This window comes from Enterobacter sp. BNK-8, from assembly GCF_048685095.1.
Taxonomy (GTDB): domain Bacteria; phylum Pseudomonadota; class Gammaproteobacteria; order Enterobacterales; family Enterobacteriaceae; genus Enterobacter; species Enterobacter quasiroggenkampii.
The window spans coordinates 4,485,592-4,503,049 of record NZ_JBLQTN010000001.1; the positions used below are offsets into that span (position 1 = coordinate 4,485,592).

The 17,458-nt window shown below is 56.3% G+C and carries 20 protein-coding genes; 13 read left to right on the plus strand and 7 right to left on the minus strand.

The features are described from left to right. Positions 1-9 precede the first annotated feature (9 nt). From uhpT to ACMGGU_RS21705, 5 genes are all read left to right on the plus strand, one after another. The gene (gene uhpT / locus ACMGGU_RS21685; RefSeq protein WP_039024528.1) at positions 10-1,401 is read left to right on the plus strand and encodes a hexose-6-phosphate:phosphate antiporter; all 1,392 of its coding nucleotides are present in this window, start codon (positions 10-12) and stop codon (positions 1,399-1,401) included. Between the two features lie 175 nt (positions 1,402-1,576). Continuing rightward, positions 1,577-2,029 (plus strand): DUF1198 domain-containing protein, encoded by a 453-nt coding sequence (locus ACMGGU_RS21690; RefSeq protein WP_420300908.1) that lies wholly within the window; start codon positions 1,577-1,579, stop codon positions 2,027-2,029. Positions 2,030-2,131: 102 nt separating this feature from the next. Then, entirely contained in the window at positions 2,132-3,322 is a 1,191-nt protein-coding gene (gene nepI, locus ACMGGU_RS21695; protein ID WP_420300909.1) for a purine ribonucleoside efflux pump NepI, read from the plus strand. A gap of 56 nt (positions 3,323-3,378) precedes the next feature. Continuing rightward, positions 3,379-3,651 (plus strand): type II toxin-antitoxin system Phd/YefM family antitoxin, encoded by a 273-nt coding sequence (locus ACMGGU_RS21700; protein WP_041911702.1) that lies wholly within the window; start codon positions 3,379-3,381, stop codon positions 3,649-3,651. Beyond that, complete coding sequence (locus tag ACMGGU_RS21705; protein ID WP_041911701.1) at positions 3,626-3,892, plus strand: Txe/YoeB family addiction module toxin; 267 nt, start codon at positions 3,626-3,628, stop codon at positions 3,890-3,892. The genes ACMGGU_RS21700 and ACMGGU_RS21705 overlap by 26 nt, the downstream gene beginning before the upstream one ends. A 1-nt stretch (position 3,893) precedes the next feature. Here the strand turns inward: ACMGGU_RS21705 and ACMGGU_RS21710 are convergent, their stop codons facing one another. The 6 genes from ACMGGU_RS21710 to ACMGGU_RS21735 form a co-directional block, all read right to left on the minus strand. Then, on the minus strand, positions 3,894-4,799 hold the full coding sequence (locus ACMGGU_RS21710; protein ID WP_008500138.1) for an EamA family transporter: 906 nt from the start codon (positions 4,797-4,799) through the stop codon (positions 3,894-3,896). A gap of 134 nt (positions 4,800-4,933) precedes the next feature. Continuing rightward, entirely contained in the window at positions 4,934-6,313 is a 1,380-nt protein-coding gene (locus ACMGGU_RS21715) for a carbohydrate porin (protein WP_008500137.1), read from the minus strand. A 138-nt stretch (positions 6,314-6,451) separates the two neighbouring features. Continuing rightward, positions 6,452-6,754: a PTS lactose/cellobiose transporter subunit IIA gene (locus tag ACMGGU_RS21720; protein ID WP_008500136.1), complete on the minus strand. Its 303-nt coding sequence runs from the start codon at positions 6,752-6,754 to the stop codon at positions 6,452-6,454. 11 nt (positions 6,755-6,765) lie between these two features. Continuing rightward, positions 6,766-8,136, minus strand: a complete 1,371-nt coding sequence (locus ACMGGU_RS21725; protein ID WP_420300910.1) for a glycoside hydrolase family 1 protein — start codon at positions 8,134-8,136, stop codon at positions 6,766-6,768. Positions 8,137-8,153: 17 nt separating this feature from the next. Next, entirely contained in the window at positions 8,154-9,482 is a 1,329-nt protein-coding gene (locus ACMGGU_RS21730) for a PTS sugar transporter subunit IIC (protein ID WP_111967629.1), read from the minus strand. Positions 9,483-9,493: 11 nt separating this feature from the next. After that, complete coding sequence (locus ACMGGU_RS21735; RefSeq protein WP_008500132.1) at positions 9,494-9,808, minus strand: PTS sugar transporter subunit IIB; 315 nt, start codon at positions 9,806-9,808, stop codon at positions 9,494-9,496. 293 nt (positions 9,809-10,101) lie between these two features. Here ACMGGU_RS21735 and ACMGGU_RS21740 point away from each other — a divergent pair, with 293 nt between their 5' ends. Further along, positions 10,102-11,052: a LacI family DNA-binding transcriptional regulator gene (locus ACMGGU_RS21740; RefSeq protein ID WP_229226559.1), complete on the plus strand. Its 951-nt coding sequence runs from the start codon at positions 10,102-10,104 to the stop codon at positions 11,050-11,052. Positions 11,053-11,102: 50 nt separating this feature from the next. Here the strand turns inward: ACMGGU_RS21740 and ACMGGU_RS21745 are convergent, their stop codons facing one another. Continuing rightward, positions 11,103-11,399, minus strand: coding sequence for a YicS family protein (locus ACMGGU_RS21745; protein WP_048992761.1), 297 nt, complete (start codon positions 11,397-11,399; stop codon positions 11,103-11,105). A 141-nt stretch (positions 11,400-11,540) separates the two neighbouring features. On the opposite strand from ACMGGU_RS21745, the gene ACMGGU_RS21750 reads away from it, so the two are divergent. From ACMGGU_RS21750 to ACMGGU_RS21780, 7 genes are all read left to right on the plus strand, one after another. Beyond that, positions 11,541-11,960 (plus strand): GNAT family N-acetyltransferase, encoded by a 420-nt coding sequence (locus ACMGGU_RS21750; protein ID WP_048030347.1) that lies wholly within the window; start codon positions 11,541-11,543, stop codon positions 11,958-11,960. A 129-nt stretch (positions 11,961-12,089) separates the two neighbouring features. Then, on the plus strand, positions 12,090-12,356 hold the full coding sequence (locus tag ACMGGU_RS21755; protein WP_252078013.1) for an antitoxin: 267 nt from the start codon (positions 12,090-12,092) through the stop codon (positions 12,354-12,356). After that, the gene (locus ACMGGU_RS21760) at positions 12,353-12,751 is read left to right on the plus strand and encodes a type II toxin-antitoxin system VapC family toxin (RefSeq protein ID WP_420300911.1); all 399 of its coding nucleotides are present in this window, start codon (positions 12,353-12,355) and stop codon (positions 12,749-12,751) included. Before ACMGGU_RS21755 ends, ACMGGU_RS21760 begins: the two co-directional genes overlap by 4 nt. A gap of 139 nt (positions 12,752-12,890) precedes the next feature. Then, the gene (nlpA, locus tag ACMGGU_RS21765; RefSeq protein ID WP_252074023.1) at positions 12,891-13,691 is read left to right on the plus strand and encodes a lipoprotein NlpA; all 801 of its coding nucleotides are present in this window, start codon (positions 12,891-12,893) and stop codon (positions 13,689-13,691) included. Between the two features lie 123 nt (positions 13,692-13,814). Further along, complete coding sequence (locus tag ACMGGU_RS21770) at positions 13,815-14,594, plus strand: MBL fold metallo-hydrolase (protein ID WP_045907939.1); 780 nt, start codon at positions 13,815-13,817, stop codon at positions 14,592-14,594. A gap of 26 nt (positions 14,595-14,620) precedes the next feature. Beyond that, positions 14,621-15,574: a GlxA family transcriptional regulator gene (locus tag ACMGGU_RS21775; RefSeq protein WP_126535090.1), complete on the plus strand. Its 954-nt coding sequence runs from the start codon at positions 14,621-14,623 to the stop codon at positions 15,572-15,574. Positions 15,575-15,756: 182 nt separating this feature from the next. After that, positions 15,757-17,454 carry a ShlB/FhaC/HecB family hemolysin secretion/activation protein gene (locus tag ACMGGU_RS21780; protein ID WP_244940638.1) on the plus strand — a complete coding sequence of 566 codons (1,698 nt, stop codon included), beginning with the start codon at positions 15,757-15,759 and terminating at the stop codon, positions 17,452-17,454. Positions 17,455-17,458: the final 4 nt, after the last annotated feature.

Sequence of the window (17,458 nt, forward strand, 5' to 3'; positions counted from 1 at the left end):
AAACCAACCATGCTGGCCTTCTTAAACCAGGTGCGCAAGCCGACCCTGGATCTGCCGCTCGATGTGCGGCGCAAAATGTGGTTCAAACCGTTCATGCAGTCCTATCTGGTGGTCTTCATCGGCTACCTGACCATGTACCTGATCCGCAAGAACTTTAATATCGCGCAGAACGACATGATCTCCACCTACGGGCTGAGCATGACGCAGCTGGGGATGATTGGCCTGGGCTTCTCCATCACCTACGGCGTGGGGAAAACGGTCGTGTCCTACTACGCGGACGGCAAAAACACCAAGCAGTTCCTGCCGTTTATGCTGATCCTCTCCGCCATCTGTATGCTCGGCTTCAGCGCCAGCATGGGCGCAGGGTCCGTTAGCCTGTTCCTGATGATCGCCTTCTACGCCCTGAGCGGTTTCTTCCAGAGTACCGGCGGGTCGTGCAGCTACTCCACCATCACCAAATGGACGCCGCGCCGCAAGCGAGGGTCGTACCTCGGCATGTGGAATATCTCCCATAACCTCGGCGGGGCGGGTGCGGCAGGCGTGGCGCTGTTTGGCGCAAACTACCTTTTCGACGGCCACGTCATTGGTATGTTTATCTTCCCGTCGATTATCGCCCTGATTGTCGGCTTTATCGGCCTGCGCTTCGGCAGCGACTCCCCCGAATCCTACGGCCTCGGCAAAGCTGAAGAGCTGTTCGGCGAGGAGATCAGCGAAGAGGACAAAGAGACCGAAGAGAACGAGATGACCAAATGGCAGATCTTTGTTGAGTACGTGCTGAAAAACAAAGTGATCTGGCTGCTCTGCTTCTCAAACATCTTCCTCTACGTGGTGCGCATCGGCATCGACCAGTGGTCTACCGTGTACGCCTTCCAGGAGCTTAAGCTCTCTAAAGAGGTGGCGATTCAGGGCTTCACCCTGTTCGAAGTGGGCGCGCTGGTCGGCACGCTGCTGTGGGGCTGGCTCTCCGACCTCGCCAACGGCCGTCGCGCGCTGGTGGCCTGCATCGCGCTGGCGCTGATTATCGCTACCCTCGGCGTCTACCAACACGCCAGCAACCAGTACGTTTACCTCGCATCCCTGTTTGCGCTCGGCTTCCTGGTGTTTGGTCCGCAGCTGCTGATCGGCGTGGCGGCAGTGGGCTTCGTCCCGAAAAAAGCGATCGGCGCCGCCGACGGGATCAAGGGCACCTTCGCCTACCTGATCGGCGACAGCTTCGCCAAGCTGGGTCTGGGAATGATCGCCGACGGCACGCCAATTTTCGGCCTCACCGGCTGGGCGGGCACCTTCGCGGCGCTAGATGCGGCAGCGATCGGCTGTATCGTCCTGATGGCGATGGTTGCCGTGCTGGAAGAACGTAAAATTCGCCGTGAGAATCGTGCGCAGAAATTAAAAACAGCCTGAGTGTGCAGGTAACTTCTTTGCCCGGTGTGTGATGCCGGGCTTTTTTATTTCCGCCGACGGCATTAATACCTTATCCCCCGTTCTGCAACGTCTTTTCAGTGCACTATTCTGGTTCTGCCCGCTGTCGACGCGGTGCGTTTCCCGCTATGATGAGCGGCTAGTCAAAGGAGAACGCATGGTCTGGATGATGCTGGCAACGCTTGCCGTGGTGTTTGTGGTGGGATTTCGCGTCCTGACCTCAGATTCCCGCCGCGCCATCAAACGTTTAAGCGAGCGTCTGGGCATCACCCCGATGCCGGTCGAGTCGATGATCGATCAGTTCGGTAAAACGCCGGGCAATGAGTTTATCCGCTATCTTGAGCGCCCCGATGAGGCGCATCTGCAAAACGCCGCACAGGTGCTGCTGATCTGGCAGGTCTGCATTGTCGACGGCAGTGAAGAGAACTTGCACACGTGGCACCGCCTGCTGCGTAAAGCCCGCCTGGCCGCGCCGATCACCGATGCGCAAATTCGTCTGGCGCTCGGCTTTATGCGCGAGATGGAGCCCGATCCGCAGGAGCTGAACGCCTTCCAGCTGCGCTATAACCAGCTCTTCCTGCCGGAAGAGGGCGTGTATTACCTGCACTGATCCCCTCTAAAAACCACAAAAGTTGTCAAATCGTTAAATTCGTCACACTTTTGATGATAAACTGCGCGACTTTTCCGCACGTTTTCATCTTCAGGTGACGCCATGACAGAACATATTCAGCCCTCGACCAGACCGCAGACCAGCGAGGTTTCACGCCCCAACTGGTCGGCCGTTTTCGCCGTGGCATTCTGCGTCGCCTGCCTGATTACCGTTGAGTTTCTGCCGGTGAGCCTGCTGACGCCGATGGCGCAGGATCTGGGCATTTCCGAAGGCGTGGCGGGGCAGTCCGTTACCGTCACCGCCTTTGTGGCGATGTTTGCCAGTCTGTTTATCACCCAGGTGATTGGCACCATCGACCGCCGCAAAGTGGTCATTCTGTTCAGCGTGCTGCTGACGCTCTCCTGCCTGCTGGTCTCCTTCGCGGAAAGCTTTACCCTGCTGCTGCTGGGGCGCGCCTGTCTGGGGCTGGGGCTCGGCGGCTTCTGGGCGATGTCTGCCTCGCTGACCATGCGCCTGGTGCCTGCGCGCACCGTGCCGAAAGCGCTGTCCGTCATCTTCGGCGCGGTCTCTATCGCACTGGTGATTGCCGCGCCGCTGGGTAGCTTCCTCGGCGGGATTATCGGCTGGCGTAACGTCTTCAACGCGGCGGCAGTGATGGGCCTGCTCTGCGTTATCTGGGTGTGGAAGGCGCTGCCGTCCCTGCCGGGCGAAGCGGCGCACCACAAGCAGAACATGTTCAGCCTGCTGAAGCGCCCCGGCGTGCTGGCGGGGATGACCGCGATCTTTATGTCCTTTGCCGGGCAGTTTGCCTTCTTTACCTATATCCGCCCGGTGTATATGACCATGGCGGGCTTTGACGTCGACGGCCTGACGCTGGTGCTCCTGAGCTTCGGTATTGCCAGCTTTGTCGGCACCTCTCTGTCGTCCCAGTTCCTTAAGCGCTCCCTGAAGGTGGCGCTGGCGGGGGCGCCGCTGGTGCTGGCAGTGAGCGCCACGGTGCTGGTGCTGTGGGGCAGCGATAAGTGGGTCGCGTCTGCGATTGCGATTATCTGGGGCTTTGCCTTTGCGCTGGTGCCGGTGGGCTGGTCGACGTGGATCACCCGCTCGCTCGCCGATCAGGCGGAAAAAGCCGGGTCGATTCAGGTGGCGGTGATCCAGCTGGCAAACACCTGCGGCGCGGCGATTGGCGGCGTGGCGCTCGACCACCTGGGGCTGACGTCACCGCTGGTGATTTCCGGCACGCTGATGTTGTTGACCGCGCTGCTGGTGGCGGGGAAGGTTAAAGCACGTTGATTGATAAATAGTCACTTCATCGATATACTTGTACCGTAACTTGTACAGGAGGGAATATGCAGGTTGTGACGTTTACCGAAGCACGAAGCCGACTCAAAGATGTGTTGGACGACGTGAATGACAACGTGGAGACAACCATCATCAGCCGCCGAAACGGGGGGGATGCGGTGGTTATGTCTCTGCAGCACTACAACTCGATGATGGAAACCATCCATCTGATGAGTTCGCCTGCTAACGCCAGCCGACTGATGGAGTCAATCGCACAGGCAAATACCGGAAAAACCACGCAGAGGGATCTGATAGATGACCAGGCTACTGATTTGGACTGACAACGGCTGGGATGATTACCTGTGGTGGCAGGAGCAGGACAAGAAAACGCTTCGCAGAATCAATAAATTGATTGAAGATGCGAAGCGTCAACCCTTCGATGGCCTGGGTAAGCCGGAACCCCTTAAAGGTAACCTTTCCGGATACTGGTCCCGTCGAATCAATGATACTGACCGTCTGGTTTATGGGGTGTCAGATAGCGCTCTTACTATTTTAATGTGCCGCTATCACTATTATTCGTAGATCACGCCGATGTCCTCACCCGTCTTCTTGAATCCATCGAAATCAGCACCACCGACGACACGATTAGCAGCGTCCCCAGCCAGTCCGGCAGGGTAAACGCCACGCCCAGCAACATCACCGACAGCAACGCGCTGCTCAGCGGCTCGGCGCAACTCAGAATGCTCGCCTTTGGCCCGCCGATCATCTGCGCGCCTTTCAGATACAGGCTGAAGGTCAGCGCGGTGCCGATCACCACCAGATAGAAAAACGCCAGCAGCAGGCTGCCGTCAATGACGAAGGTCGTCCCGCGCCCGGCGTAGAACGGCGTCAGCATTAACCCGGCAATCAACATACTCCAGCCGACAATCGGCAATGTGCCGTAGCGGGCAATCAGCGTTGACGGATAGGTGGTGTAAAACGCCGCGGCAAACGCCGAGGCGATGCCGAAGAACAGCGCGGCTGGCGAGATGGAGAGCGAGGTTGGGTCGCCGTGGGTCACCAGCAGGAACGTCCCGACAAGCGAGGTCACAATTGCGGACAGAACAAACACGCCGGGGCGCGTTTTCCGCGCCAGCGCGAACCACGCCACGATAATCGTTGGCGACAGAAACTGCAGCACGGTGGCGGTAGCGGCGTTGGATTTTTCAATCGTCAGCAGGAAGGTGAGCTGCACGGTGAGCGCGCCGACCAACGAGAAAAACAGCAGGCTGAGGGCGTCTTTGCGATGCTTGATGACCGAGAAAATCTTGTCGCCGTGAACGAAGGAGAGCGTCAGGAGGATCACGCCGGTAAACAGCAGGCGAACCATGGTCAGGTAAGGCGAAGAAATGTGGCTTTTCTCCATGATGTACTGCGCGCAAACGCCGGAACTGCCCCATAAAACGGCGGCGATCAGGACGTTCAGCATCCCTTTACGTGTGGAACCCATTTTCTCCCCTGCTATGTTGATTTTTTTCTAGCATAACATGGGATCTTGCCGGGTGGCGCGGCGCTTACCCGGCCTACAAAACCTTGTAGGCCCGTGCAAGCGCAGCGCCGCCGGGCGAAACAAACGACGCTCTACTAGAACCACGCCTCCCACATTGCGCCGACGTTGAAGTCGTCGAGCGTCTCGTCTTTGGTGTTGTTCACACGCGCGGTGCGTGCGTTATCCACTTTGCCGCCGGTCACGTAGAAGCGCAGCATCGGACGGAACTCTGGCCCCATGGCGATAGACATGTTCTGCGACAGGGTCAGCTTCCAGCCCTTGTTGTCGCCGCCGTTATCATAGTCAACGTGCTGCCAGCCTGCTTCCAGCCAGGTGGAGTGAACGTCGTTCCACCAGTGCATCGGGCGCACGATGGCGTTGTAGTTCTTACGGTTGTCGGTCTTATCGCGGCTGTTGTCATAGTCGTGGAAGGCGAGGATGTACTCCACCTGCGTGGCCTGGGTGAATTTGTACAGCCCTTCGAAGCTGGCGTAGACCGTGGTCAGATCCTCGGTTTTGTTGAACACGCTGTTGTCCGCGTTATCGGAGTAGCGGGCAATCACCTTGTTCACGCCGCTGTCGTTGGTGTGGCTCAGCACCACGCCGCCCTGCCAGGCGTTCAGACGCTCGTCGCTCTCCACCGCTTTCGAGTCAAAGCCGTAGTTGGCGTACAGCTCCAGATCCAGCGGACCGAGCTTCATGCCGTGGATTTTAGACGTCGCGGCGTAGTTGCCTTTGTCGCCCGTGCCGGACCCGCCGGTACAGGTGATACGCGACGGGTTCGCTTCGTCTTCCATCACTTCCGGGCTACAGGATTCCACCGCCGCCACGGCGGCCACGTCGAACTGCACGCCGCCGATGTCGAAGTTCTTCACCCCGGCGCCCTGGCCGTCGTGGTTCATCCAGAAGTAATCGTTGATGCCCTGCTGCGGACGCTGGTGGAAGTCACGACCGGCCCAGAAGTAGGCGTTCGGGTTGGAGGCCATAATATTGGTCACCCCGGCGTAGGCCTTTTTCAGGTTAACTTCGTCGCCCCAGTGGTCGATCATCACGTTGATGTCCCAGATGGCGCCGTTTTCGCCCTTGAAGGCTTTAGAGAGCTGGAACTCGCCGCCGTTGCCTTCGTTACCCAGACGACCAATCGCGGACGCGCCGTTGTAGGAGCCATCGACAGCCACGTATTTCTGATCGGCGGCCTGGAAGTGCGCGCCGTAGCGGGCGTAGCCGGTAAATTTAATCCCGAACGGAATCGCCATGTCCGGGGATTGCGCCGCGCTTTGCGGCTCGGTCACCACGTCCGCTTTTTTCGCGACCGCCGCATCCATTTTGGCCTGGCGCTCGGCCAGGGCTTTATCCACCGCTTTCGCCACAATGGCGTCGATTTGCTCCTGGGTGAATTCTTGTGCAAGCACGGAAATTGGGCAAAGCGCGGCGATAACCGCCATGGTTAATGGAAGTTTTTTAATCGTATTCATGGTTATCTCAATATAGTTTAATTTTATTCAGACAATAACCATCCCGCTCCGATCTGACAGAATATGTCGCTATCATCAGAACAAGTGGATTTCTAGTTTTAGGTACAGAGGTATTACATTAATTTATTTCGCCATAGACTATCTCTGATATAAATGAATAATTTCTTCAGACAATTCACGCGCTAATAACGAATTCATTAAATGATCCTGCGCGTGCACCATAATTAAGGTCATCGGCTGGCGGGCTTCGCCTGCGTCCTGCTCGATCAGTTTGGTCTGCATCTTGTGCGCCTGGCGCGCATAGCCGTCGGCTTCGCGCAGCAGGCTTTTGGCTTCGTCAATGTTGCCCTGGCGCGCCGCGTGCAGCGCCTCAAAGCACAGGCTGCGGGACTGGCCAGCATTGACGATAATTTCCATAACGGCTTCTTCTAATGCGATCATTATCATTACTCTTATTCAAAACTATTATTTAAGGCGGTGGTGGCAAACCACTCTCCGCTTTTCTTAATGGTGCGCTGCTGCGTCTCCAGATCGAGCTGGATAAATCCGTAGCGATTTTTATAGGCATTGCACCACGACCAGTTATCGATAAATGTCCACATATGGTAGCCAAGGCAATTACACCCTTCGCTAATGCCTTTATGCAGCCAGGTTAAATGCTCAGAAATAAACTCAATGCGGTATTGATCGTTAATCTGGCCATTTTCAATAAAGCGCTGCTCGTTTTCGACGCCCATCCCGTTTTCAGAAATAAAGCAGCGGGGGTTACCGTAATTGTCGCGCAGGTTAATCAGAATATCGTAGATACCTGGCGCGTAGATTTCCCAGCCGCGGTAGGGGTTCATCTTGCGGCCCGGCATCTCGTAGCTATCAAAGAACCATTCCGGCATAAACGGCGCCTGCGGGTTCACCGCGCTGTCGCGGCACTTCACGCGACGCGGCTGATAGTAGTTAATGCCGAGCAGGTCGATTTTCCCTTCCGCAATCAGGAAACCGTCTTCCGGCTTGCAGGCGGGCAGCTGGTCGTAAGATTTCAGCAGCGCCACCAGATCCGCCGGGTATTCGCCGCGCAGGACCGGGTCGAGGAAGCTGCGGTTAAACATCAGATCCGCAACGTGCGCCGCCTTCACGTCCGCCGGGTTTTGCGAGCGCGGATACGACGGCGTCAGGTTCAGCACGATGCCGATCTCTCCCGCGTAATGCCCGGCGCGGTAGGCCTGAACTGCCTTCGCATGCGCCAGCACCGTGTGATACGCCACGGTGGCCGCCCGGCGGAAATCCACCACGTTCGGATAGTGGAAGTCGTACAGATAACCGCCTTCCACCGGCACGATCGGCTCGTTGAAGGTAAACCAGTGCAGCACGCGGTCGCCGAACAGCTCGAAGCAAATCTGCGCATAGCGGGCGTACGCGTCCACCACGTCACGGTTTTCCCAGCCGCCTATCTCCTGCATCGCCATCGGCATGTCGAAATGGAACAGGGTGATGAACGGCGTGATGCCCTGTTCATTCAGTTCATCAATGACCTGATGATAAAAATCGACCGCGTCCGGGTTCACTTCACCGATACCGTCGGGGATCAGGCGCGCCCAGCTAATCGAGGTGCGAAAGCTGTTGTGGTTCAGCTGTTTCAACAGCTGAATGTCCGTTTTCCAGTGCTGATAAAACGTGGAGGTCTGCTGCGGCCCTACCCCGTTGTGAAAACGGTTCGGCTCGCGGGCAAACCAGTAATCCCACGTGGTTTCACCCTCTCTTGCCCCTTCCGTCTGGAGAGCGGAGCTTGCGCTGCCCCACCAGAAGTTATCGGGAAATGCGTATTTCATGACCCTTCCTCTTTGACTTAATTGCTTGTGGCTTCAGCGGCACCCACGGTTGCAGCCTGGGCTTTCTGCTCTTCGTTTTTAATCAACGTACGCTCATAGGCGCGCAGGAACGGCAGGTACATCAGCGCGGACATCACCATGCAGACCAGGCACATCACCACCGGGCTCAGCGCCCAGTTCGCCGCCCACGAGGCGCCAATCGGTGCAGGGGTAGTCCACGGAGTTAACGAGACGACCTGCGCCAGCCAGCCGAGCTTCGTGGCGCCGTACGCCAGGCAGGCGTTGATCAGCGGAACGCACACGAACGGGATAAACAGCATCGGGTTCATGATGATCGGCGCGCCGAACAGAATCGGCTCGTTGATGTTAAAGAAGCTTGGCACCACGCCCATTTTGCCGATGGTGCGCAGGTGGGTAACGCGGCTGCGTAGCAGCAGGAACGCCAGCGGCAGGGTGGAACCGACGCCGCCAATCAGCAGATAGTGATCCCAGAAGCCCTGCAGGTAAACGTGCGGCAGCGCCGCGCCTGCGGCCAGTGCCGCCTGGTTTGCCGAGAGGTTGGCCATCCAGAACGGGTTCATGATGCCGGTAACAATCAGCGAGCCGTGGATACCCGCGAACCAGAAGATCTGGCACAGCAGCACGGAGAGCAGAATGGCGGGCAGGGAGTCAGACGCGGACACCAGCGGCTCCAGCAGGTGCATGATCGCCTGCGGGATAATCATCCCGGTCTGCGCTTCAATGAACAGGTTCAGCGGATGCAGCGTGCCGATCACCACCATCACCGGGATCAGGATCTCAAACGAACGTGCCACGCCGGTGGGCACTTCCTTCGGCAGGCGGATGGTGACGTTGTTCTGCTTCAGCCAGGCATAGACGCGGGTGGCGTAGATCGCGGTGATCAGCGCGGTGAAGATGCCCTGACCGGAGAGATACTGGGTCGAGATTTTGCCGTCGGCATACGGTGCGGCGACCAGCAGGAAGGCCATAAAGGCCAGCAGGCCGGACATCACCGGGTCGAGGTTAAACTGACGCCCCAGGCTCGCCCCAATCCCCACCGAGATGAAGAAGGTCATCACGCCCATGCTGAGGTTAAACGGCAGCATCAGCTGTTCGCGGTAGGTCTGGGAGAAATCCAGCCAGCCGCGGGCGAAGCTGTTGGTGGTATCCGCCGAGAACGGCGGGAAGATGAACACCAGCATAAACGAGCCGATGATCATAAACGGCAGCGCGGCGGTAAAGCCGTCGCGGATGGCAATCACGTACTTTTGCTGGCCGAGCTTCGCGGCCAGCGGGGTAATTGACTGCTCAATCACCGCGACCATGGATTGATATAACGAACTCATGTGAACACCTTTTAGTGTGCCGCTTCGATGAGCGACAGAGCAAAGTCCAGTACTTTATCGCCACGCTGCATACCGTAGTCCATCATGTCGATGGGCTGCACCGGAATGCCATGCGTCGCCGCCTTGTCTGAGAGTGTCTGTAACATGTATTTCACTTGCGGTCCGAGAAGTACCACCTGGTATTGCGGAAACTGCGTATCAAATTCGGAAACACCGTACGCATCAATCTTCACCGGCAAACCACGTTCTTTCGCGACATCGACCATTTTGCTGACCAACAGGCTGGTGGACATCCCGGCAGAGCAGCACAGCATAATCTTGAACATCGACAACCATCCTCTAAATGTAAAAAGTTATTGCGAGGATGATTGGACATGATACGGAAACCGGTTTCCATTCATAAAAGGCAGAACTGTGACAACCATCAAGATCCAATACTTATGAGGCTAATTAACCGGATGCAGGTCACATAATTTGTCTGTTTTGACATCATTTTGAGTGGAAACGGAAAATCGGTTTCCATGGAAAACGGAAACGGATATACTCCGTTCTGGCTATAATGTGAGCCGAAGCGGTCATGGAATTTGCAGGCGCGAGGTAAGCCTGCCAGGGGAAAGAGATGTCGACAATCAATGATGTATCACGTCTTGCCGGGGTGTCTAAAGCCACGGTATCGCGAGTGTTGAGTGGGTCGCGTGGCGTAAAGGAAGCCAGCCGTCAGGCCGTACTGAAAGCGGTGGATGAGCTGAACTACCGGCCTAACGTGATTGCCCAGTCGCTGCTGAGCCAGTCGACGGGCTGTATCGGGGTCATTTGCGCGCAGGAAAATATTAACCAGACCACCGGTTATCTCTACGCGCTGGAAAAACAGCTCAGCCAGCATCAAAAACACCTGCTGCTGCGCTTCGCGCACAGTAAAGCGGAAGTGATGCACGCCCTTGAAGAACTCTCTCGCGGGCTTTGCGATGACATCCTGGTGATTGGCGCGCGTTTCCCGCTGGACGTCGATATGGACAACGTCATCCTGGTCGACTGCATGGAGTCTGATAATTCCAACAGCATTCAGTTCGATCACGCCTTTGCCGCCGAAACCGCCTGTAACTACCTGACCAGCCAGGGTCGACGGCAGATTGCCCTGATCCACCCGCACGGCAGCGGGTTTGCCGACCAGGTTCTGCTCGGCTACAAGCACGCGCTGGAGAAAAATTTCCTGCCCTTTAATCGCAACCTTGTGTTCATGGACGCGACCTCCTCGTCCGTTGCGCTACAGGAGCTGCTGAATAACGCCAGCACGCTGAACTTCAACGCACTGCTGGTGGCGGACGAGCAGGAAGCCCAGCGGGTGATCCCGCAGCTGCAGGCGTTTAATAAAACCGTGCCGGACGACATTATGGTCTTTAGCCTGGCCGGATCGCTGCACCTGCCGGGTATTCCGGTGATCCCGGCGATTGAATATTCAATGGATGCCATGGCGGCGCGTATCGTGAGCTGGCTGACGGAGAAAACGCAGATGCTGGGCTCGTATGTGCTGCGCGGGGATTTAATTATTCCAGACGTGCGTAAGCGTTAAAAATATTGTGTAGGCCGGGTAAGGCGCAGCCTCCACCCGGCAAGCAGCATTCAATAATCTTCCATACAATCCACCTGACCAACCGCCGCCCAGTAGGCGTCCAGGTTGTCGCGCTTCACGGCGGTAACGGCATTTTTGATCAGCAGCTGATTGGCCTCTGACGACAAAATCATCGCCTGCCAGGCCTTATCGCTCTGCTTTTTCTGTGGCGTACAGGTTTTCTTAATATCTTTCAGGACCTGCTGCTTAATCTGTGCCTCTTTCGCCGGATCCTCCTTTTCCTGAGCATGGACAAACGCGGCGAACAGCAGACAAACCAGCAGGCAGACCAGATGCGCAGCTTTCATCAACAACCCCCATTAGAAGTCACAGGCTTCCCATGAAATATATCGTTACATTCAGTGTAGCGACGCCAGCCGAAAGTATGAATTTTCTCCACGATGCGTGTGTGAGATAGTGAAACGGCACAGATAACAAGGAGAAAAAATATGCACCTGAGCATTACTGATAATGTTACGACGCAGGAGAAAGAGGAGTTACTGACGGGGCTGAGGGCTTTTAACGGAAAGTTTCTCGATCTGACAAATTTTAGCGGCGATGTTGGCGTTTACGTGCGGGACGAAAACGGCACCATGCTCGGCGGGCTCATTGGGGTGCGCAAAGGCGACTGGCTGAATATCGACTATCTCTGGGTGAGCGACACCGTACGGGGAACTGGCGTGGGCAGCCAGCTCATCAGAACGGCCGAAGAAGAAGCCAGGCGCAAAGGCTGCAAGCACGCGCTGGTCGATACCGCCAGCTTCCAGGCGCGTCCGTTCTATGAAAAGCAGGGGTATCAGCTGCAGATGTCTTTGCAGGATTATCCGTACCCGGGCATGCAGCGACATTACCTGGCGAAAGCCCTTTAAGCCCGTTTCTGTCATTATGCATTCTGCTATTTATTGCGAGCCGCTTTCCTAATTTAAAACGTGTTGCTTGTCTTCTTTTCGGGCCCTGGCGCATGCTTTGGCCTGGTCAAGTCATCCATGGAGATAGCAATGGAACGCACAGCAAAACTATTCAAAAAGGGTCAAAATCAGGTCGTTATGCTGCCTGCTGAATTCGCGTTTGATGCGGAGAGCGTCTACATCCGACGGGATGAGAAGGGGAATGTCGTTTTGGCGGCAAAACCTGTTCTAATAAAGAGCTGGGATAATTTTCTCCGCATGCTGGCAGAAACGGACGTACCAGATACGTTTTTGAGCAAGGAGGAACGCAATCAGAGTGTTACGACAAGAGACCCTCTGGATGGAACATGCTCATGAGACATATGCTGGATACGAATATTGTGAGTCACTTGTTTAAACGACACCCGGAGGTTGTAAGCAGAATGACATGTCTGGCGCCGGGTGACGTTTCTATCTCAAGCATTACCGAAGCGGAATTGCTGTATGGTGCTGACAAGAAGAAAAGCAGTAGATTGAAAGAAACAATCCGGGAGTTTCTCAATACCATCACGATTTGCGACTGGGACAGCGACGCCGCAGCAACGTACGGTGAACTCCGTGCAACCCTGGAAAAGAAAGGGATAGTGATGGGGGATCTCGATCAACTGATCGCTGCACATGCTATCAGTCGGGGAACAACGATTGTTACTAACGATCGTGCATTCAGAATGGTGCAGGAGCTTGCCGTCGAGGACTGGACGACAACGTTGTGATCCCTGATGCCCGGTGGAGCAGCGTCACCCGGCCATACCCGCATATAACCGATCCTTCTTATTGATTCTTTTTCGGTTTTTATTTCCCCGCCTCGTTGTCGATATAGTCACTACAACATTCAGCAAAAGGAACTGTCTTGTGAAACGTCGATTGGGTGCTCTGGTACTGGCTGGCCTGCTGCTGGCAGGGTGCGATCAAAGTGGCAGCGATGCCAAACACATTAAAGTCGGCGTCATCAACGGCGCCGAACAGGACGTGGCGGAAGTCGCCAAAAAGGTGGCAAAAGAGAAATATGGCCTGAACGTGGAGCTGGTGGGCTTCAGCGGCTCGCTGTTGCCTAACGATGCCACCAACCAGGGGGAACTGGATGCCAACGTCTTCCAGCATCGCCCGTTCCTTGCAGAGGATAACAAGGCGCATGGCTACAAGCTGGTGGCCGTGGCGAACACCTTTGTCTTCCCGATGGCCGGCTATTCCCGCAAAATCAAATCCGTGTCTGGCCTGAAGGACGGCGCAACCATTGCCATTCCAAACGACCCGACCAACCTTGGCCGCGCGCTGTTGCTGCTGCAAAAAGAGAAGCTCATCACCCTGAAGCCAGATACCGGGTTGCTGCCGACGGCGCTGGATATTACCGCCAACCCTAAGCAGCTGAAAATCATGGAGCTGGAAGGGGCGCAGCTGCCGCGCGTGCTGGACGACCCGAAAGTGGATGTCGCCATCATCAGCACCACCTATATTCAGCAAACCGGGCTGTCGCCGGTGCATGACAGCGTCTTTATCGAAGACAAAAATTCGCCGTACGTGAACATCGTGGTGACGCGCGAAGACAACAAAGACGCGGAGAACGTGAAGGAATTTATCCAGTCGTATCAGTCCCCTGAAGTAGCGAAAGCAGCGGAGACGATCTTTAACGGCGGGGCGGTGCCGGGCTGGTAAAAGCACCCGCATAAAGCACGGTGACGTAAATTGGCCCGATTTCATCGGTAATCGCTCTTTAACCCACAGCGTGCCGCGCGACGGCTGGCTATCCTCCTTATCACACCAACCGGAGGATAGCCCATGAACATCACCCACATTCGCAACGCCACCCAACTGATTACCTATGCCGGAAAACGTCTTTTAGTCGACCCGATGCTGGCCCCACAGGGCGCTTATCCGGGCTTCCCTGGCACGGCCCATGCCGAACGCCGCAACCCGACGGTCGAACTCCCCGTTGACGTCAACGCGCTGCTGGACGCCGACGCGGTGATCGTCACCCATACCCATGACGATCACTGGGATCGCGCCGCAGCGGAACTGATCGCCAAAGACAAACCGATCTACGTACAAAATGACCGCGACGCCGCGCTGCTGCGCAGCCAGGGGTTTAGCAACCTGACGGTCATGACCGACGAGACCACCTTTGGCGAGATTCGAATTGCGAAGACCCACGGCGGCCAGCACGGTACCGATCGCGCATACGCCGTGCCCGAACTGGCGGAGCGGCTGGGCGAGGCCTGTGGCGTGGTGCTGCGTCATCCTGATGAGAAGACGCTCTATATTGCCGGGGATACCGTCTGGCGTGACGAGGTGGCGGCCGATCTGCAAAAGCACCAGCCGGACGTGGTGGTGCTGAACGCCGGCTATGCCCACGTCATTGGTTTTGGGCCCATTATTATGGGGCAGGAGGATGTGCTCAACGTCCATTTCCTGCTGCCGCAGGCTAAAATTGTGGCGATCCATATGGAAGCCATTAACCACTGTCTGTTAACCCGCAGCGCGCTGCGGGAGTACGTTGAAGCCAACCAGGTGAGTGACGCAGTGAGCATTCCCCAGGATGGCGAAACCGTTATATTCTGAGTGTCTGAAAGGGAAAGGAGAGACAGATGTCGCTAATCAACGTCGCGATTGTCGCGGTAGACGGGTTCAGCCCGTTCCACTACTCCGTTCCCTGCATTCTGTTTGGCGACTCGGTCTCCGGAGAAAAGCGCTTTAACGTGACGATCTGCGCCGAAACGCCAGGATTTCTCACCTCAAAAGACGGATTTGCTCTCAACGCCACGCAGGATTTTACCGCCATTGGGCAGGCCGATATTGTTGTCGTTCCTTACTGGCAGCACGTTCTTGAACGCCCGCCGCAGGCGCTGCTCGACAGCCTGATGCAGGCGAGAGACCACGGTGCGGAAATCGTCGGGCTGTGTCTGGGGGCGTTTGTGCTGGCCTGGGCGGGGATCCTCGACGGCAAACGCGCGGCCACCCACTGGGAGTTCGAACGTCAGTTTCAGTCGCTCTTTCCGAACGTTCAGCTGGATATTAATGCCCTTTATGTGGATGACGGCAATATCATCACCTCCGCCGGTACTGCCGCAGCCCTCGACTGCTGCCTGTATATCATTCGCCAGCGCTTTGGCAGCCTGGTTGCTAACCAGATTGCCCGTCGGATGATTGTTCCGCCCCACCGCGAGGGCGGGCAGGCGCAGTTCATCGCCCAGCCGGTGCCTAAAGATACCCGCGACGGACGCATTAACTGTCTGATCGACTACCTGCAGCAGCACATCACCGAACCGCATAGTCTGGACTCGCTGGCGGAGGTGGTCTCGATGAGCCGCCGCACCCTGACCCGTCATTTTGTTAACGCGACGGGGATGAGCGTCACCGACTGGCTGACCGCCGAACGCCTGCGGCGCAGCCAGATCTTACTGGAAGCCGGAAATATGCCGATTGAACGCGTGGCTGAGTTGGTGGGGTTTAATTCCGCTGTCACCTGGCGACAGCAGTTTAAAGCGCGTTTTGGGGTGAGTCCCGCAGAGTGGCGAAAAACTTTCCGTCTTCACAGCTAGTGTATTGGGGCTAACTCAAGATTTAAGGCTTAGTTAAATCCTTTCTTATTTTCTCTTAATACCCTTCTCACTCTTCTGAAATAACTATTAATTTTAGGAGCCCTAATTCAAATTTGATATACTCTCTTTAAGAAAACTCTTATATTACAAAAATAATCATTGCGGACATTTTTGTGGCATGGATGAATAACGCCGAAATAAAAATTAGAATAATTTCATTAGTAAATTATGCTGTTGCTATCTTATTGTTTTCGCTTTTTTCAGCGAGGGTGAGTGCTGCACCTTTATCGCCAGCCGATCGCGATTCCATTCAACAGCAACAGCAGCAGCTTTTATTACAGAACCAGCAACAGCGTGAGGAGCTGGAGCGCAGTATTCCTCGCCCTGCGCCCGCCAGACCGCTGCCTGTTACCGGCTCCGGACCCTGTTTCACCATTCATACCATTACCCTTTCCGGTGCGACCTTAATCTCCCCGAAAAACCGGCAGACCCTTGTCGCGCCGTGGCAGGGCCGCTGTCTGGATATGGCGAAAATAACGGAGCTTCTCGCCCATATTTCTGACTGGTATATCAGCCGGGGATATATCACCAGCCGCGCTTTTCTTACCGAGCAGGATCTCTCCGGCGGCCAGCTGAATATTGTTGTGCTGGAAGGCAGACTGGAAGCGATCCGTCTGGAAGGCGAAACGCCGCGTATGCTGAAAATGGCGTTTCCGGGACGGGTGGGCGGCATCCTTAATTTACGCGACATCGAACAGGGCATGGAGCAAATTAACCGTTTGCGTACCGACCCGGTTCAGATTGAAATTCTTCCGGGAACGCAGGCCGGATATTCCATCGTTAATCTCACGGCAAAACCGGAATTTCCCTTAAGTGTATCCGTAAGCCTGGATAATAGCGGACAGAAGAGTACCGGCGAAGATCAGCTGAGTGGCGTGCTCACCGCCAATAATATGCTGGGGCTGGCGGATAAATGGTTTGTCAGCGGCGGGCGCAGCAGCGATTTTGCCAGCGCGTACGATGCGCAGAATTTCCAGGCGGGCGTCAGCGTGCCGTTTGGCTACGGATTACTGGACTACAGCTACGCCTGGAGTAACTACCGGACCACCATCAATAACCAGGGATTCAACTGGCTCTCCACGGGCGATACCAAAACCCACCGCCTTAACGCGTCCTGGGTGGTCTTCCGCAACGGGGAGGTGAAAACCGGCATTGCGGCTGGCGTGGTTCAGCGATCCAGCCGCAACTGGCTCAACGACGCGCCGCTTCAGAGCAGCACGCGCAACCTCTCCAGCCTGATTCTGGGCATTACGCACACGCAAAAAATGCTGGGCGGCGTGGCGACCTTCAACCCGACCTGGAGCCACGGCATGCCGTGGTTCAATGCCGAAACCGACGAAGATAAGTCCGGGGATGTGCCGCGTGCGGAATTCCGCAAATGGAGTCTGAACGCCAGCTTCCAGCGGCCGATTACCCGTAATGCCTGGTGGCTGACCAGCGCCTACGGCCAGTGGTCGCCCGATCGGCTGTACGGTTCCGAGCGCCTGACGCTCGGCGGCGAAAGCTCCGTGCGCGGTTTTAAAGAGCAATACCTGTCCGGGGATAACGGCGGCTACTGGCGTAACGAGCTGGGGTATTCCCTCTTCACCCTTCCGGTGATTGGCGCAGTGAGCGCAACGGTTGCCGTTGACGGCGGCTGGCTGGAAAAAGACCGTCAGGACCGTTTTGCCTCCGGCACGTTATGGGGAGGCTCGGTGGGGCTGAGCAGCGCAGGGCGCTGGTACAGCAGCCAGATTTCGGTCGGCACGCCCCTGCACTACCCCGACTGGCTCGGCCCGGATCATGTGAGCGTTAACTGGCGCATTGCCTTCATGCTTTAAGAGA

Excerpts from the sequence above, each read along its gene's own strand:
- uhpT (WP_039024528.1), top strand. The coding sequence starts at position 10 with ATGCTGGCCTTCTTAAACCAGGTGCGCAAGCCGACCCTGGATCTGCCG.
- ACMGGU_RS21690 (WP_420300908.1), top strand. The coding sequence starts at position 1,577 with ATGGTCTGGATGATGCTGGCAACGCTTGCCGTGGTGTTTGTGGTGGGA.
- nepI (WP_420300909.1), top strand. The coding sequence starts at position 2,132 with ATGACAGAACATATTCAGCCCTCGACCAGACCGCAGACCAGCGAGGTT.
- ACMGGU_RS21700 (WP_041911702.1), top strand. The coding sequence starts at position 3,379 with ATGCAGGTTGTGACGTTTACCGAAGCACGAAGCCGACTCAAAGATGTG.
- ACMGGU_RS21705 (WP_041911701.1), top strand. The coding sequence starts at position 3,626 with ATGACCAGGCTACTGATTTGGACTGACAACGGCTGGGATGATTACCTG.
- ACMGGU_RS21710 (WP_008500138.1), bottom strand. The coding sequence starts at position 4,799 with ATGGGTTCCACACGTAAAGGGATGCTGAACGTCCTGATCGCCGCCGTT.
- ACMGGU_RS21715 (WP_008500137.1), bottom strand. The coding sequence starts at position 6,313 with ATGAATACGATTAAAAAACTTCCATTAACCATGGCGGTTATCGCCGCG.
- ACMGGU_RS21720 (WP_008500136.1), bottom strand. The coding sequence starts at position 6,754 with ATGATCGCATTAGAAGAAGCCGTTATGGAAATTATCGTCAATGCTGGC.
- ACMGGU_RS21725 (WP_420300910.1), bottom strand. The coding sequence starts at position 8,136 with ATGAAATACGCATTTCCCGATAACTTCTGGTGGGGCAGCGCAAGCTCC.
- ACMGGU_RS21730 (WP_111967629.1), bottom strand. The coding sequence starts at position 9,482 with ATGAGTTCGTTATATCAATCCATGGTCGCGGTGATTGAGCAGTCAATT.
- ACMGGU_RS21735 (WP_008500132.1), bottom strand. The coding sequence starts at position 9,808 with ATGTTCAAGATTATGCTGTGCTGCTCTGCCGGGATGTCCACCAGCCTG.
- ACMGGU_RS21740 (WP_229226559.1), top strand. The coding sequence starts at position 10,102 with ATGTCGACAATCAATGATGTATCACGTCTTGCCGGGGTGTCTAAAGCC.
- ACMGGU_RS21745 (WP_048992761.1), bottom strand. The coding sequence starts at position 11,399 with ATGAAAGCTGCGCATCTGGTCTGCCTGCTGGTTTGTCTGCTGTTCGCC.
- ACMGGU_RS21750 (WP_048030347.1), top strand. The coding sequence starts at position 11,541 with ATGCACCTGAGCATTACTGATAATGTTACGACGCAGGAGAAAGAGGAG.
- ACMGGU_RS21755 (WP_252078013.1), top strand. The coding sequence starts at position 12,090 with ATGGAACGCACAGCAAAACTATTCAAAAAGGGTCAAAATCAGGTCGTT.
- ACMGGU_RS21760 (WP_420300911.1), top strand. The coding sequence starts at position 12,353 with ATGAGACATATGCTGGATACGAATATTGTGAGTCACTTGTTTAAACGA.
- ACMGGU_RS21770 (WP_045907939.1), top strand. The coding sequence starts at position 13,815 with ATGAACATCACCCACATTCGCAACGCCACCCAACTGATTACCTATGCC.
- ACMGGU_RS21775 (WP_126535090.1), top strand. The coding sequence starts at position 14,621 with ATGTCGCTAATCAACGTCGCGATTGTCGCGGTAGACGGGTTCAGCCCG.
- ACMGGU_RS21780 (WP_244940638.1), top strand. The coding sequence starts at position 15,757 with ATGAATAACGCCGAAATAAAAATTAGAATAATTTCATTAGTAAATTAT.